The sequence below is a fragment of the Ruegeria sp. ABV3_008 genome, from assembly GCF_056161185.1.
The window spans coordinates 192,068-207,153 of sequence record NZ_JBSWYP010000005.1 but is presented as its reverse complement, the minus strand read 5'-3'; the positions used below and the strand labels follow the sequence as shown (position 1 = coordinate 207,153).

The following is a 15,086-nucleotide window of genomic DNA, read 5'->3' as shown; positions in this document are numbered from 1 at the left end:
TCCAACTCCTGCACCGCTATTGTAGTAGGCAGGCCAGCAGGCGCCAGCGAAACCCGACAGTGAGATAGATAAAACTTGCGTGACAGCCCCGAATTTAACCTGAGCGCTGAATTGCTCGACTGGTATGACCGCCACGCGCGTGAGATGCCATGGCGTGTCGGCCCTGCCGATCGCGCCGCAGGCGTGGTGCCGGACCCTTACCGGGTCTGGCTGTCCGAGGTCATGCTGCAACAGACAACCGTCGCCGCCGTCCGGGACTATTTCACCCGCTTCACCACGCGCTGGCCGACCGTGCAGGCGCTGGCTGCCGCCCCCGATGATCAGGTCATGGGGGAATGGGCAGGCCTCGGCTACTACGCCCGCGCCCGCAACCTGCTGAAATGCGCCCGTGTAGTGGCGGATAAGCACAACGGACAGTTCCCCGACACCTATGACGCGCTGTTGGACCTGCCGGGTATAGGCCCCTATACCGCCGCCGCGATCTCGGCCATTGCGTTTGACCGGCCCGAAACTGTGCTGGATGGCAATGTCGAGCGGGTGATGGCACGGCTTTACGATATTCACGACCCGTTGCCCGGATCAAAACCTGTTCTGAAGGAGAGAGCAGCCGCACTGACACCAGAGCTGCGCCCCGGAGACTACGCGCAGGCCGTAATGGATCTGGGAGCCACAATCTGCACACCCAAATCCCCGGCCTGTGGAATCTGCCCCGTGCAGACCCCCTGCCTTGCCCGCGCTGCAGGCACGCAACCTGAGCTGCCGAAGAAGTCGCCCAAAAAGCCCAAACCCACGCGATTCGGCCATGTCTACATCGCGCAACACCCAAACGGAGCGTTCCTGCTGGAACGCCGCCCCGACAAGGGTCTGCTGGGTGGTATGTTGGGCTGGCCCGGCTCGGACTGGTCCGAGACCCCGCCCGAGGCCCCGCCGTTTTCGGCAGAGTGGCGCGCGCTGAACGGCGAGGTGCGCCATACATTCACGCATTTCCATCTGGTGTTGCGGATCTGGACCGCACCGCTGCCCGAGGGCACCGAACCCGACGGGCTGACCCTATTGCCCAAGCATGACTTCAAACCCAGCGACCTGCCGACAGTGATGCGCAAAGCCTACGACCTGTGGCAGGATCAATAAGCCCGCTGGGCAAGCCCGGTCTGTCCGGCTAGGGTTCACCTGCCTATTCGGAGCATCATGGATGATCGCGACTCAAACCCTCTCGCGCTGGCAAGCTGCCCTGCCCTATTGGGTGTCCTTCTTGCTGATCCCGCTGATCTGGGCAACGGCCTTTGCAGGGGGTTGGTGGGTTTTGCTGATCCCGCTCTCCACATGGTGGGCCTTTGCGGTTTTGGACCGCCTGACCGGCCTAAACCTGCAAAACGCCGACCCTGAAACGCCCGATGACGCGCTGCATTGGTATATCCTGCTGACCAAGCTCTGGGCGCCTGTCCAATTCGTCACGCTGTTTGGCCTGATCTGGTACGCAAACCATAGCGATCACCTGTCGAGCTGTTCGAAAATCGGGCTGTTCTTCGGTATGGGGGTCATTTCAGGCACGATCGGGATCAACTACAGCCACGAGCTGATGCACCAGAAATCCCGGTCCGAACGTTGGCTGGGCGATCTCCTTCTCGCGATGGTCTTGTATTCTCATTTCCGGTCCGAGCATCTGTTGGTCCATCACCGTCACGTCGGCACCCCGCGCGACCCTGTAACGGCGCGCTACAACGAAGGCTTCCACCGCTTCTACCCCCGCGTCCTGCTGCAATGTCTGATCTCGGCCTTCCGGGCCGAGCGCAACAAGCTGGCCCGCAAGGACCGCCTCTGGACTGACCGCTCTAACCCGTTCTGGCGCTACTGGGCGCTGCAAACCGGCATGCTGATCCTCGCCGCCCTGATCGGAGGATGGCCCGGCCTCGCCCTATTCCTACTGCAAGCGGGCGTCGCAATCTGGCAGTTAGAGCTGGTCAACTACGTGGAACACTACGGCCTGACGCGAAAACACTTGGGCGAGGGCAAATACGAACACGTTCTGCCTCGGCATTCATGGAACGCCTCGCAAAAAGCGTCGAACTGGCTACTGATCAACCTGCAGCGGCACTCGGATCACCACTACAAACCCAATCGTCGCTTCCCGCTGCTGCAGAACCACGCGCAGGAAGACGCACCGCAACTGCCCTACGGCTACCCGGTCATGACCGTCGCCGCGATGATCCCGCCCTTGTGGCGCCGCGTCATGAACCCTCGCGTCCGCGCTTGGCGGCGGCACTACTACCCCGAGATCACCGACTGGCACCCCTACAACAAAGCACTGAACCCAGGCCCAAGGGCGTGACAGCAGCGCGCACCGCGCGCTGCCCGGCCCAACTTGAGGGGCTGCATCTTTGATGCTGCCCAAACAGGCGGGAGCCGTTCACAAAACCCAGATATCCATAGGGGTTTCAACTCCGCGAACGGTCTGGCCCTGGCGTTTCTGAAACCCATCCATCAACGCTCCGCCATTCGGATTCTCGCGCAATGCCTGCTCCCGCAACGCGTCACTGACCACGATCCGGGCGTTAAAATCACGGGTTATCGCCTCCAACTTGGCCGAGACATTCACCGCATCTCCAATCACAGCAAATTCCAACCGGTTGGCCCCGATATCCCCCAGAACGACCGAACCAAAATGCACGCCGATCCCGACATGGATATCATGCTCTCCCGCACGAAGCCGTTCCTGGTTCCAATCGTCGATGACGCCAACCATCGCGCGCGCGCAGCCCAGCGCATTGGTGGCGTCCAAAGGCGTTGCGACCGGAGTGCCAAAAGTCGCCATAAGCCCGTCACCCAGATATTTGTCCAAAGTGCCACGGTGGTGAAACACCTCAGCCTCCATACGAGCGTGAAACCCGCGCAACACCTCGATCACCTCATAGGGGTCCCGTCCGGCCGCAAATTTCGTAAAGCCCACAATGTCGATGAACAGCACCGCAATATCCGCCTTGCGCACCTGTTTAAGCGGCTCGTCATTCTGGCTGAGCTCATCGACCACATTGGGCGAGAAGTAGCGCGACAGGTTGGCTCGCTCCCGCTCCAGCCCTGCATTGCTCATCAACAAGCGATTTAGCCGTCGCATCGACACGCCAAGCGTCACCGCAACCATGACGAACACGATCACCTGCTGAATGCGCTGTGGGATATCGAAACTGTTTGGGTCCAGCAGCTCTGCGACGTCCGGATAGCCCTGCAAAGCCGCCGCCACCTTCTGGCTGATCCCCGGAATCGGCGTGGCCACCCACCAAGCGATGATCCAACCCGCCGTCCAAATTAGTGCCGTCCAGGAGCCAATCGCGACAACCGTACGCCACGAATAGGCCAGCGTTCCGGCAGCCAGAATGATGAAGAAATATTGAAAATTATCGAACCGGTACTGCATGGCCAAAGGCCGCACATCATCGCTGAACGGGTTCGGCACAATCATCCCAAGCGTCATGATCAGAAGATCGACGAAGATCAGCAACAGCTCGGTCCGCGATTGCCCGACCCGTCCTGCGCGCCGGATCAACCAACCATTGGCACAGATGAGAAGCAGGATGAAATGATACCACAGCACCTCCCATTGCGGGTTCAGAAAGATTAGTAGAACACCGGTCAAGGCCATAGCAATCCAGCGTGCGCGGACGGCCAGTTCCAGACCCTCCTGCTTGTGCCGTTGCATTGCGGCTTCGGTGTATTTGTTGTCCAGATCCACAACATCTGGCTGTGTGACGGCGAACCGTTCCAGTCTGGATGGGCTGGCAGTTGTCTCGCTCATGACAGAAACCTCTGAGGCGGTGCTGGCGACGCGCCCATGCAATCACCTATGACCGGAAAACAAAAGACCCCGCCGAGAACGGCGGGGCAAGGCGTAGTGCCTTGTGTCAGGCCACAGGCACCGGCGGTTTTCGTGATATCAGTTGTGCATCTCGGCCCGGATCTGCTGGCGCAGCACATCGATCGGCACCGTTTTGCCATCGCGCTTGAAGCACCAATAGGTCCAGCCGTTGCAGGAGGGGGCGTTCTCAAGATGCGCACCAACCTGATGGATCGAGCCTTTGACATTGTCGCCAACCAACGTTCCATCCGCGCGAACCTTGGCTTTGTGGCGCTGGTTCATCGAGTAAAGCTCTTCGCCCGGGCGCAGCATCCCACGTTCGACCAATTGGCCGAAAGGCACACGCGGTTCGGCGCGTTTGCTGGCGCTGACCTCCAGCGCCTCGCGGTCGAATTTGCGCACCTTCGAGATGCGCTTCTCGGCCACTTTGCGATAGCTTTCTTCGCGCTCGATGCCGATGAACTCACGGCCTAGCATCTTGGCGACGGCACCTGTTGTGCCGGTGCCAAAGAACGGATCCAAAATCACGTCACCAGGATTGGTCGAGCCAATCAGAACGCGGTGCAGCAGAGACTCCGGCTTCTGTGTCGGATGCGCCTTGTCGCCGTTTTCGTCCTTCAGGCGCTCATGCCCGGTGCAGATCGGCAGAACCCAGTCACTACGCATCTGCACGCCTTCGTTCAGCGCCTTCAAAGCTTCGTAGTTGAACGTGTATTTCGCGCCTTCGCGCTTCGACGCCCAGATCATCGTTTCATGCGCATTGGTGAACCGCTTGCCGCGGAAATTCGGCATCGGGTTCGACTTGCGCCATACGACATCGTTCAGAATCCAATATCCCGCGTCCTGTAGGGCCGAGCCCACGCGGAAGATGTTATGGTACGAGCCAATCACCCAGATCGCGCCATTGGGTTTCAGCAGACGATGCGCCGCCTTCAGCCACTCACGCGTGAACTGGTCATAAGCACCGAAGCTTGAGAATTGATCCCAGTGATCGTCAACCGCATCCACCTGGCTGTTATCGGGGCGGTGCAACTGGCCTTTTAGCTGCAAATTATAGGGCGGATCCGCAAAGATCAGATCAACCGACGCCTCGGGCAGACTGTTCATCACATCGATGCAGTCCCCAGATAGAATCGTGTTTAAAGGGAGCGCTTTTGCGCCCTTTTTTGTGGTCGTTGTCATATCACTGCCTCAAGTATCCACGGCGCTTTTGCGCTCATTTGGTTGAGACAAGGATGAGTCAAAGACGATTCGCCGTCAATTTCTTTTTTGAATCAGCGACTTACGATTTACTCTTGATACAAGATATTGTGTACCGTCTTGAACGAACGCCTATGATGTGGGGTCACGCCAAGATTTTGCAGCGCCTCGCGGTGCTGTTTTGTCGGATATCCGGCATTTGCCTCCCAGCCGTAGCCGGGATGCTGTTGCGCTAAATCCACCATCAGCTGATCGCGCCAGTTTTTCGCGATGATCGAAGCCGCCGCAATCGACACAGATATACCATCCCCCTTGATCACGGCGTCGGACGGAATCTGCAGCCCGTTTGGAATCATATTCCCGTCGATCAGCAAGAAATCGGGTGCCGGATCCAGCGCCTGAACCGCGCGAACCATGGCCAGATGCGAGGCGCGCAGGATATTGAGCTCATCAATCTCGGCGACCGACGCCTCGGCCAAGGCGATCTCGGCCCGGTCCCGCAACTCTGCCTCCAACGCTGTGCGTCGCTTGAGCGAGAGCTTCTTGGAATCGTTCAGCCCGTCAGGAATATCGTCTGGGTTCAGGATCACGGCGGCAGCAACCACAGGTCCGGCCAACGGGCCGCGCCCGACCTCATCCACGCCTGCTATCCGGATATGGCCCTGCGCGTGCAGACCCTGTTCGAGTTCATAATTCGGTTTTGTCATCCCTTCGGAAAACCGCGTTTTCACAGCCGCCGCAACAAAAAAAGAGAGGGCAGCTTACGCCACCCTCTCTCATCGCGGTGCTGTTTTGCACCACTCCTGCTCGACCGTGTTACTTGTAAACGACGCGGTATCCGTGATGGCGCAGGCATGCAGGTTCATACGCCCGCTTCACCTTGTTGCCATTCCAGAAACCGACCTTGCACTCTTGCGGCAGGCTTTTGGCGTGTTTGTAGTGCTTCTTGAGGCACTTTGTGCCCAACAGCGGACGTTGCCCGTAATTGTCATGCTGGCGCAAGCAGCGTTGTGGCAGGTCATAGCGTGCCACGTGTCTCGGCAAAGGCTTCACCTTGTGGTGTTTGACCTGAGGCGCGGTTTGCACGTGGTTGTTTTGCCGTGAGGCCTTCTCACGATCCTTGCGCTTTTCCTTGTTGTAGTAATGCACCCCTGCGCCAATGATCGCGATCGCGGCCAGCCCACCGAGAATATCTCCCGTATCCGCAGCACGCGCCTTTGAGGCTGATACGCCGGTAATCGCCATTGCCGTCGCGATGATCAGAGCGATGAATTTCCTATGCATGATGCCTGTCCTTTTCCGAGATTTTGGCGACCCCGTGATGGACCGCGTCTTTGATGCCTCAACACTGGGTCCACCCCCCTCAGACAAGCAATATCGGCCGCGTGTTATTGGATATCAGGCACCGCAAACCCCTTTGGTCATTGAATATCAACCCAAGCCATGCGCAGGATGCAGCTTATGAAACAGATCTTCTCTTCTCTGGTCGCAGCGGCGCTAATATCGGTGGCCCCGGTGGCTTTGGCCGCCGAATGTTATGCCGACTACAAGGCCAAACAGGACAACCCGCTGCGCCTGCACTACGGCGTGATGCAAGTGTCGTCCTGCGACAAGGGTCAGGCAACGAGTGAAGTCGCCCAACGCCTCAGCGGTTCGGGGTGGACCCTGCTGAATGTCCAGTCCGTCTTTGGGCCGGAAGGGTTGGATCAAAGGAAGGCCAATGCCGGACAATTCTATCTCCGTTTCTGAGGCGCGACGCTCGGGCGTGCGTCTTTTCGGTCTGGGCATTGCCGCCATTGTCGTGATCCTGATCACCGCCGCGCTGTTCCTGTTCTGGACGCTGCCCGATGCCAACGCCTTCAACGCCCGCGTTGAACAGCTTTTTGTCGAGGCGGATCTGACCTCACAATCCGAAATCCGGTTGCTCGAGATTCTGGCCCAATCCGGGACGGCCTTTGCCGATACGCTGTCCAGTTACCGCATGGTGATCTATGTGCTGCTGGTTTTTGCCTGCGCGATGATGATCTCGGCCCTCGTGTTTCTGGTGATGCTTGCGCTGCTGAACCGGCGCATGGCACAGATCGAACGCACCGGCATCCAGGTGACATCGCTGCTGATCAGCCGCGAGGAAAACACCGTCTACCTGAACAACATGGACTTCAAACTGACCCCAGCGGCCATGGAGACCCTCTCGGTGCTGGCGGAATCCCGTTTGGATGATGAGGTCCTATCAGGCGCACAGATCGAGGCGACGATATCGGGGCGCGATGCAGCCGATTGTGACGAGGCCGCAGGCGCCACCCGCATCAAACGGCTGCGCGACGCCTTGGGCAATCAGATGGTCAGTGAGTTGCTGGTCAAGAACATCGCCAAAAAGGGCTATATGCTTTCGATCGAAAAAGACGTCATCCAGATGGTTTAGAGCGTTTCGAGTTTTCGTTGAAGCGCCCTGTATCGCTTTTTGCGTTCGACCGAAGGGAGAGGCAGCGAATAAGCGATACAACATAAACTCGAAACGCTATTGGCCGCAGGAAAACCCGCGCCCCTCTTGGAATGCCCGACCAAAACGCCCATTCTATAGGGACTCCGGGCAAGGGAGGGATGGCGATGAACGTCCACACCACACCAAAATCCAACGGTTATGACATCTCGGTCGAACATCTGTCCGACAGGATCGCGATTTTTCGCGATGGCCTCCTGTTGGCCGAAAGCCGGAATGCCAAGGTGATGTATGAAACCCGGCTACCGCCGACAATCTACGTCCCGCGTGCGGATGTGTGCGTCGATCTGAGCGGTGAAACCGGCCTGCAAACCTTTTGCCCCTTCAAAGGAACCGCGACCTATCACGATATCAACTTGCCCGGAGGTCGCCTGACCAATTCGGTATGGGCCTATGACGACGCCTTGCCAGAGAGCGCTGCAATTCGGGGGCATATTGGATTCATGCCCAGTGCCTATACGGATATCGACTTGGGCAAGAACCAACTGCGCGACACCGAAGACAGCAATATCAGCGGTCCGCTGATCGACTGGCTGATGCGTGGGGCGTCCCTGTCGGATACACCCGAAGCGTTCACCAAGGCGCTGGCTGAAAAGATGCTGGAACACGGGATAGCGATCCAGCGCCTCAGTATTCTGGCATGGTCCTTGCACCCCTTGATCGCGGGTAAACACTTTATTTGGGAGAAGGGCGAGGATGAGATCCTGACCCGCGCGCCCACCTATGAAATCTACGACCACCCTGCGTTCATCAACAGCCCGTTGCGCCATGTCTCGAACGGGTTGGGCGGCGTGCGCCAGAGGGTGAACGAAGAGAACCCGCACAACAGCTTTCCCATCATTGAAGATCTGCGCGCCAAAGGGGCCACGGACTATGTCGCCATGCCGCTGCCTTTCTCGGACGGTCGAACAAACGTACTAACGCTCAGCTGCGATCATCCCGATGGGTTCACGACAGAGAACCTTGGGTTGGTATTCGAATGCTCCGCCGTGATCGCCCGCTTTTACGAGGTGTTCATGCAACGCGAAAACGCACAGGTTCTGCTGGAAACCTATGTTGGCAAACGCTCAGGCGCGCGCGTGCTGGGCGGAGAGATCCGACGCGGCGACGGGGATGAGATTGATGCAGCCATCATGTTCTGCGATTTGCGCAACTCGACCAGCCTGGAGGAAAGCCTTAGCCGGGATGCCTATATCAATCTGCTGAACGAGTTCTTTGAAACGGTCTCGGGTATCGTGGACGAAAACGGGGGCGAGGTTCTGAAATTCATAGGCGACGCCGTTCTGGCCGTTTTCCCAGCGGGTGCGGAACCCGCGCAGGCCCGCGCGAATGCCCAACAGGCGGCAACAGAAATCGTCGAAAAACTCGCCGAACTGCGTTCAGCGGATCCTGATATCCACTGCGACTGCTCAATCGGCGTGTCCTATGGCCGGGTGACCTATGGCAATGTCGGCTCGCGCGAACGGTTGGATTTCACCGTTATCGGACAAGCCGCCAACGTCGCTGCACGTCTGGGTGAGCATAGTAAATCGACCGGGTACCGCATTGTCGTCTCGCAAGACATTGAGCCCGCATGCTGCAATGCAATCCCCCTCGGCGATATCAAACTGCGCAACGTGTCCCAGCCAGTCACGTGTTTTGCCCTGCGTACAGCGGCTGATGTTGAAGTCGGGGACCCAGCTTAAGCTCGGCGAAATATCAAGCTCGCTGCGTTTGATTTGGTTCGACCATATGATGTGCAGACTGGATTAGGTCCCATCCCACCGCCCTGACGATTGGTGCAAAAAGCACCAACTCTAGCCCGCACCCAACAAGATCAAAGCGGTCTGCGCCGGTGATATTGTGCTTTGCAGTTGCGCGATCTGACTGCGGGCCAGATACGTATCAGTCAGTTTCTGGATGGCCTCAGGGTCGGTGAATTGGGCCAGATTATCCGATCCGGTCAAGCCTGACAAACGGTCCTTGAACACCTCAAGCTGCCTGTCCAAATCGAGCTGCGAGAACGAGGATGGCAGGCCAAGCGCGGTCTCCATCATGCTGCGCAAGGGCGGCAAGCCCATCAAATCGAACCACTTCGTATCCGCGCGGCTGTCACCGGCAGCAAGTTCGCTAAGCGCATGTTGCGCGTAGAGGGAAATCCGCATCGTCTCATTTGTCTCACCGACCGAAACTTCGAAACGGGACACCAAATTGTCTTCGGCAATCTGCTCCATATTCGTGATCAGTCCGGTCTTGCGCACCTCTCCGGGGCCAAAACCGAAGGCTTGAGAAAACTCGCGATACCGTTTGTCAGACAGCCGGTTGGACAGAGCATCATCAACTCTGGTTCCATCTTCCAATACCTTTTGGATGAAGAAGCGATTGTTGAGGTCCTCTTCCAATCCGAAGGCGCCCAAAGCCACCTGTAGCAGCCGACGATCCGACACAAGGTCTTCTGCAGATTGAACCTTGCTTATGTTTTCCAGAAAATACTTCCTGTCCCTCTGGTTGACGCTGGAATTCGTAAAGCTCTCCAGTTGCGCTTCGTAGGTCCGTTGCAAAAAACGCCAGCCAACAATACCGCCAGAGGGTATGACAGGCTGGAACGTCATTGCTGGTACGCCATCAACCGCTCTTCCCGCGGCAGCAAGGAGCGGAGGGACTTGAGGCATTTATAGTATTGCTCGGCCACCAGTGCTTCGGTCGCCTCGCTCAGGACACGACGACTGTCTGAATCCGTGAACACCTGGCTCAGCTCCTCAACGCGGCGCAGCAATTGCTGGCGCGCCTGATCGGGCTCCATATCACCGGACAGCACCAGCTGCGCGGCATAGCAAACGCGGCGCACAGGCGTTGTGACTTCGTCCGGGTGGATCGCATCGCGCAGTCGCAAAACGTTGGCTTGCGATGTCATGATCGAAAACCGGCTGCGGCGGTCTCCATTCTCGATCACTACACCATTGATCAACACCCGCTCTTTCGGGGCAAGTTTCAGGACCAGGCCACTCATCCGGCGGCCCTCATGTGTCGTAGGCCGCGCAGAACGGCCATGTTGATCTCCAGCAGAGGCTCTACCGTCGCGGTGTTCCCCAAAATCTGCGCACTGTGTTGTTCCGTAAATTCGGCCAAGTAGAAAATCCGCGCGCGCAGATCCTTCGGCAGCGAGTTGTTCGAATCCGCTACGCCAGTCGCCAGCACAGTCCACAACCGCCGATTTTCATGCAGTGCCTGAACAAATCCGGAAAAATCCGTTGCCTTCCGGGCCGCTGCTGCCTTGAGCCGATGCGTGATTTTCGAGATCGCCTCATACTCTGTATCCCGCGGCGTGCGGGTCGGAGCGGCAGATTGCGCATAGGCGCGTTGAGTGTAGCTTTGCGGTGTCACTTGAAATCCTTCCAATAGGTCGTCTTCAGGCAGTCAGGACCGGGGCGTGGTGTTCACGCCCCGGCCGGGTTCCGAGTTTAACGGAACAGAGACAGGATCGACTGCGGCGCCTGGTTGGCAATCGACAGCGACTGGGTGGCCAGCTGCTGCTGCACCTGCAGAGCCTGCAAACGGGCCGAGGTTTCTTCCATATTGGCGTCCACCAATGAGCCGATGCCCGATTTAAACGAGTCAGTCAGGTTCGAAATGAACTCTTTCTGGGTCTCGATCCGGCCCTGGGCCGAACCGAATGCGGCCGAAGCGTCGATCGAGGTGTCGATCAGCGATTCAACAGCTGCCAGCGCGGCGGTTGCTCCCGGACCGGTCGACACGTCAATGCCAGTCAGCGCACCCAGACCACCCGAGCCTGCGTTCACGTACTGAGCAGAGAACGAAACGTCTGAACCCGTGCCATTAGTAACAGACAGAGTGCCTGCCGTGCCCGAGTCGTAGTCGACGGTCAGACCGGTTATGCCTAACTCTTCTATCTTGGCTTTCAAACCAACGGCAACAAGGTCACCGGTCGTGGTGGCTGCCGCATCTGCCGCAGACACGGTGTAGGAGACAACCTGATCATCAATAGCGACAACCACTTTGTCGCCCGCCGCAAAAGCACCACTGGACTCATCAGTCACCAGTGCGGTTGCCGATGTAGCACCAGCAGCAATGGTGGCACCGACCCGATCATTGGCTGTCGACGAGCCGGTCGAGCCGTCGAATACAGCCGCTGAGGTATAGCCACCGGTCGACAGGTTCTGACCCGCCACCGTGATGGAAGAAGCTGTCACAGCTCCAGTGTTGTCCCGATCCAAAGAGGCCAGGATGGATGCTGAACCAGCCGAACCATCAACAAGGTTCAACCCATTGAATTGGGCAGCACCCACGACCGAAGTGATCTGGTTCTTCAGCGCAGTCACATCATCGTTGATCTTACCACGATCCACGTTGTCTTCCTGCGCCGCGACGATCTTTTCCTTCATCTGGGTAAGAAGGTCGGTGACAGTTTCAGACGCGTTTCGCGCAACAGCGACCGTCGATTCACCCAGCGAAAGGCTGTCTTTGATCGCGTTGAAACCTTTGACATCCGATTCCATCACTTTGGAAATCGCCCAGACGGCCGAGTTGTCTTTTGCTGTTGCGACATCCTTGCCGGTCGAGATCGCGTTCTGGGTCATCTCGAGGTTTTTGTTGACCGATTTCAGAGTCTGCAGCGCAACCATCGCGCCGTTGTTTGTCAGAATACTGGACATAGTTCCATCCTTTTACGTTAGGGCTTCAGCGCCCAAGATCACCCCGCAAGATAAGCGGGCTTTGGTGTCTTTCTGACCTGTGCGATGCGCCGTCCGGCCCGTCGCGCCACCCGATGTTTCAGGTGCAGCACCACTTTTGACCTCGATCCCCTAACGGAGTGCTAAAGCGGCCCGACTCGAAATTTCGGATTTGAATCAACTCTGGCCCTATGCGCGTTTTTCCAGCTTTGCCTGACCCCGCACGGTAAAACCGTTGCGTTGCCCGTCGGCTCCATAAGTGCTGAATTCCTGCCGCACGCGACGCAGCTCTGCCATGCGGGTGGCCACCGCGCGAATCCCCTCGGCCGCGCTGTTCAGCAGCGCCTGATTGCGCTCCACCTTTTGATGGACGCGAAGCAGATCATCGCTGCTCAGCACCTGAAGATCGTTTATCTCACCGATCAGTTTCTCTTTTTCAGGGGCCATTTGATTGAGACGCTCAAGATCACCGTCCACAAGCGCGACGCGCTCAAGATCGAGAACCTCTTCCAGAGATTTGATCAGAAGGTTGGGTTCATGCGTCATCGGAATTCTCCATCAGGGATTGAAACAGAAGTTCAGACAGGCCAACGCCTCCGGATTGCGCCATTTGCCGGGCCTGTTGCTGAACAAGAAAGGACGAGAACTGGTCCTCACCGGCACCGCCACCGAACGAATCGCGTGCTTTTCCCAAGCCTGCGGATTTCAGCATTTCGGCCAGAAACGCCGCCTCGAGCTCGACTGCGGCGGCTTGCAGGCGGTCATGGGTTGAGGGCGGCGGCGGCATCGACTGGAGGGGAGGGATTTTCATCGGCTTCTCCGAAAATTGCATCGAACTTTCTTGATCAAAGACGAAAGCGGTTAAAATAAACGTAACTTCCTTTGGGCAGTTTGACGGTCAACCACGACGGAGCCGGAGCAAAATGCCCAACCCTCTTACGCTGATGACACCCACGCAAACCGCGGCCACGAAACCGGGGACGCGCGAAACCACATCCGAGATGTCCACGCGCTTTCAAGATGTTCTGGAGGAAGAGACGCCGCAGCCGGAAGCCGAGGATGAAGCCGCCGTTGAGCAGGACATCATGCCCGAGGATCCTGCACTCGAAGAGGTTCTCGCAGACCCCCTGCCGATCAAGCCCGACACTCCTGAAGAACGGGTGTTTGAGGACCTGACCGCACTGCCCGTACCGAGCGCGACGCAGGTACCGCAAGGGTCTGAAACTGCGCCTATTCCCTCAAATCTCGAGGGTGCAGAGGCGCCGAAAACCGACACAGGCGCAATGCACCAGGTTACGATTGCGGCACCGCAGCGCCCCGAGGTCGAAAACACGCACGGTTCGCATGTGCAGTCACAATACAGCGTAGCCCAGCCGGCGTCCGTCAAAGCGTCGGACGGTCAGGTCTTGCCCGCAAGGCCAATCGCTGGGCAGCCTGTTCCAACTGAGCGTGCACAATCCTCAGTTTCGGCGCTACCTGCTGAAACAGCGGCTGCGCCCCAGACAAATGCGACTCCAACTGCGCCTCAACCTTCCAAACCAACGCCAACTCTTGCGCAGATGCAGGTGATGGCGTCTGTGCGGAGCGCCGATGCCGAAACCACCACGGCGATTCCTGAAACTGATGGTGTGATTGCCACGCGCGAAGAACCGCTGTTTCAAAACGTCCGCGACACGGCTTCGCTTGCGCAGCCCGCAACGCAGTCTGCAAAGGCTGAGATCACCCGGGCCATCGCCGGGCAGATGGCGGCGGCGATTCAGGTTCGGGCGGGTTCCGGTACGATCGAGATCGCGCTCAGCCCCGAGGAACTGGGGCGGGTCTCCATCACGCTCAACGGTCGCGAGGATGGGATGGTTCTGACCATAGCCGCCGAGCGCCCCGAAACACTGGACCTGATGCGCCGACATCTGGCCGTTTTGGAGGCCGAATTCCAAAGCCTTGGATATGGCGATATCTCGTTTGACCTAAGCACATCGGACGATGCGCAGGATGATACCGCACACCCGAAGGCAAGCGACTATGGCTCTCTCCATTCGACAGAACCGGACACGCCAAACGCTCCGATCATTCCCCGAAATCTCTCGGGTCGTGGCATTGATATGAGGCTTTGACAGATGATCACTCCAACAAGTTCAGCTCAGACTGGAACACAGACCCCGACTTCGGCTGCATCACAAGCGTCCAAGCTGACCTCGGATTTTGAAACCTTTCTGCTGATGCTCACCGCACAGGCGCGAAACCAGGACCCGCTCGAGCCTATGGATTCCTCGGAATACGCATCTCAGCTGGCCCAGTTCTCGATGGTCGAACAGCAGGTTCAGACCAATGACTTGTTGTCTTCCCTGAGCACGGCCTTGGGTGGACAAAAGCTGAGTGAGCTGTCTAATTGGGTGGGCGTTGATGTTCGATCCGCTTCAGCCTTTCGATTCGAAGGCCAACCGGTCACCTTATTTGCTCAGGCCGACGCAACAAGCGATGAGGCCATCATGGTGATCCGCAATTCAACCGGTACCGTGATCGACCGCATTCCGGTCAATCACACAGACACTGAATTCCTCTGGGCCGGAACCGACGCTTCGGGCTATCCTCTGAGCCAGGGCACCTATTCTGCCACGTTGGAGAGTTACAAGGACGACGAGCTGTTGTCGCAGCGTCTGGCCGCCAGTTATAACCGCGTGGTTGAGGCGCAAATCGCTGATGGAACGGTGCATCTGTCCCTGCAAAGTGGGGCCATTGTGCGCTCGGATGAGGTGACGGCGATCCGAACAGGCGCTTGATCTGACCGGGCTGGCAGTCCAAACCTTGGCAAATCACGATTCCCTTGCTGAGCGGTACGTCCCCTGCCCCATGTCAACGCGCCTCTACC

At 58.0% G+C, this 15,086-nt stretch carries 17 protein-coding genes; 7 read left to right on the top strand and 10 right to left on the bottom strand.

The features are described 5' to 3' along the window. The first annotated feature begins 75 nt into the window (after positions 1 to 75). Complete coding sequence (gene mutY, locus ACXAH8_RS11195; RefSeq protein WP_475218404.1) at positions 76 to 1,131, top strand: A/G-specific adenine glycosylase; 1,056 nt, start codon at positions 76 to 78, stop codon at positions 1,129 to 1,131. 61 nt (positions 1,132 to 1,192) lie between these two features. Continuing rightward, positions 1,193 to 2,329 (top strand): alkane 1-monooxygenase, encoded by a 1,137-nt coding sequence (locus ACXAH8_RS11190; RefSeq protein ID WP_475218402.1) that lies wholly within the window; start codon positions 1,193 to 1,195, stop codon positions 2,327 to 2,329. A gap of 78 nt (positions 2,330 to 2,407) precedes the next feature. Here the strand turns inward: ACXAH8_RS11190 and ACXAH8_RS11185 are convergent, their stop codons facing one another. The 4 genes from ACXAH8_RS11185 to ACXAH8_RS11170 form a co-directional block, all read right to left on the bottom strand. Beyond that, the gene (locus ACXAH8_RS11185; RefSeq protein WP_475218400.1) at positions 2,408 to 3,790 is read right to left on the bottom strand and encodes an adenylate/guanylate cyclase domain-containing protein; all 1,383 of its coding nucleotides are present in this window, start codon (positions 3,788 to 3,790) and stop codon (positions 2,408 to 2,410) included. A gap of 138 nt (positions 3,791 to 3,928) precedes the next feature. Further along, positions 3,929 to 5,032 carry a site-specific DNA-methyltransferase gene (locus ACXAH8_RS11180; RefSeq protein WP_170471442.1) on the bottom strand — a complete coding sequence of 368 codons (1,104 nt, stop codon included), beginning with the start codon at positions 5,030 to 5,032 and terminating at the stop codon, positions 3,929 to 3,931. Between the two features lie 107 nt (positions 5,033 to 5,139). Further along, positions 5,140 to 5,757: a ribonuclease HII gene (locus tag ACXAH8_RS11175; protein ID WP_475218398.1), complete on the bottom strand. Its 618-nt coding sequence runs from the start codon at positions 5,755 to 5,757 to the stop codon at positions 5,140 to 5,142. A 109-nt stretch (positions 5,758 to 5,866) separates the two neighbouring features. Continuing rightward, entirely contained in the window at positions 5,867 to 6,334 is a 468-nt protein-coding gene (locus ACXAH8_RS11170; protein WP_475218396.1) for a hypothetical protein, read from the bottom strand. A gap of 177 nt (positions 6,335 to 6,511) precedes the next feature. Here ACXAH8_RS11170 and ACXAH8_RS11165 point away from each other — a divergent pair, with 177 nt between their 5' ends. From ACXAH8_RS11165 to ACXAH8_RS11155, 3 genes are all read left to right on the top strand, one after another. Continuing rightward, the gene (locus ACXAH8_RS11165; protein ID WP_170483167.1) at positions 6,512 to 6,799 is read left to right on the top strand and encodes a hypothetical protein; all 288 of its coding nucleotides are present in this window, start codon (positions 6,512 to 6,514) and stop codon (positions 6,797 to 6,799) included. Next, positions 6,771 to 7,472, top strand: a complete 702-nt coding sequence (locus ACXAH8_RS11160) for a winged helix-turn-helix domain-containing protein (RefSeq protein ID WP_475218392.1) — start codon at positions 6,771 to 6,773, stop codon at positions 7,470 to 7,472. The genes ACXAH8_RS11165 and ACXAH8_RS11160 overlap by 29 nt, the downstream gene beginning before the upstream one ends. A 185-nt stretch (positions 7,473 to 7,657) precedes the next feature. Beyond that, complete coding sequence (locus ACXAH8_RS11155) at positions 7,658 to 9,235, top strand: DUF427 domain-containing protein (RefSeq protein WP_475218390.1); 1,578 nt, start codon at positions 7,658 to 7,660, stop codon at positions 9,233 to 9,235. Between the two features lie 111 nt (positions 9,236 to 9,346). Here ACXAH8_RS11155 and ACXAH8_RS11150 read toward each other — a convergent pair whose 3' ends face one another. From ACXAH8_RS11150 to ACXAH8_RS11125, 6 genes are all read right to left on the bottom strand, one after another. After that, a complete protein-coding gene (locus tag ACXAH8_RS11150) occupies positions 9,347 to 10,141 on the bottom strand; it encodes a DUF1217 domain-containing protein (RefSeq protein ID WP_475218388.1) in 795 nt (264 codons plus the stop codon). Next, the gene (gene flbT / locus ACXAH8_RS11145) at positions 10,138 to 10,539 is read right to left on the bottom strand and encodes a flagellar biosynthesis repressor FlbT (RefSeq protein WP_475218386.1); all 402 of its coding nucleotides are present in this window, start codon (positions 10,537 to 10,539) and stop codon (positions 10,138 to 10,140) included. Before flbT ends, ACXAH8_RS11150 begins: the two co-directional genes overlap by 4 nt. Then, the gene (gene flaF, locus ACXAH8_RS11140; RefSeq protein WP_475218384.1) at positions 10,536 to 10,913 is read right to left on the bottom strand and encodes a flagellar biosynthesis regulator FlaF; all 378 of its coding nucleotides are present in this window, start codon (positions 10,911 to 10,913) and stop codon (positions 10,536 to 10,538) included. Before flaF ends, flbT begins: the two co-directional genes overlap by 4 nt. A 77-nt stretch (positions 10,914 to 10,990) precedes the next feature. After that, on the bottom strand, positions 10,991 to 12,202 hold the full coding sequence (locus ACXAH8_RS11135) for a flagellin (RefSeq protein ID WP_170375639.1): 1,212 nt from the start codon (positions 12,200 to 12,202) through the stop codon (positions 10,991 to 10,993). Between the two features lie 207 nt (positions 12,203 to 12,409). After that, positions 12,410 to 12,766, bottom strand: coding sequence for a flagellar biosynthesis protein FlgN (locus ACXAH8_RS11130; protein ID WP_475218380.1), 357 nt, complete (start codon positions 12,764 to 12,766; stop codon positions 12,410 to 12,412). Further along, entirely contained in the window at positions 12,756 to 13,031 is a 276-nt protein-coding gene (locus ACXAH8_RS11125) for a rod-binding protein (RefSeq protein ID WP_475218378.1), read from the bottom strand. Before ACXAH8_RS11125 ends, ACXAH8_RS11130 begins: the two co-directional genes overlap by 11 nt. 112 nt (positions 13,032 to 13,143) lie before the next feature. Between ACXAH8_RS11125 and ACXAH8_RS11120 the strand changes: the two genes are divergently transcribed. Further along, entirely contained in the window at positions 13,144 to 14,331 is a 1,188-nt protein-coding gene (locus tag ACXAH8_RS11120) for a flagellar hook-length control protein FliK (protein WP_475218376.1), read from the top strand. A 3-nt stretch (positions 14,332 to 14,334) separates the two neighbouring features. Continuing rightward, the gene (locus ACXAH8_RS11115) at positions 14,335 to 14,997 is read left to right on the top strand and encodes a flagellar hook capping FlgD N-terminal domain-containing protein (RefSeq protein ID WP_475218374.1); all 663 of its coding nucleotides are present in this window, start codon (positions 14,335 to 14,337) and stop codon (positions 14,995 to 14,997) included. The last annotated feature ends 89 nt before the right edge of the window (positions 14,998 to 15,086 follow it).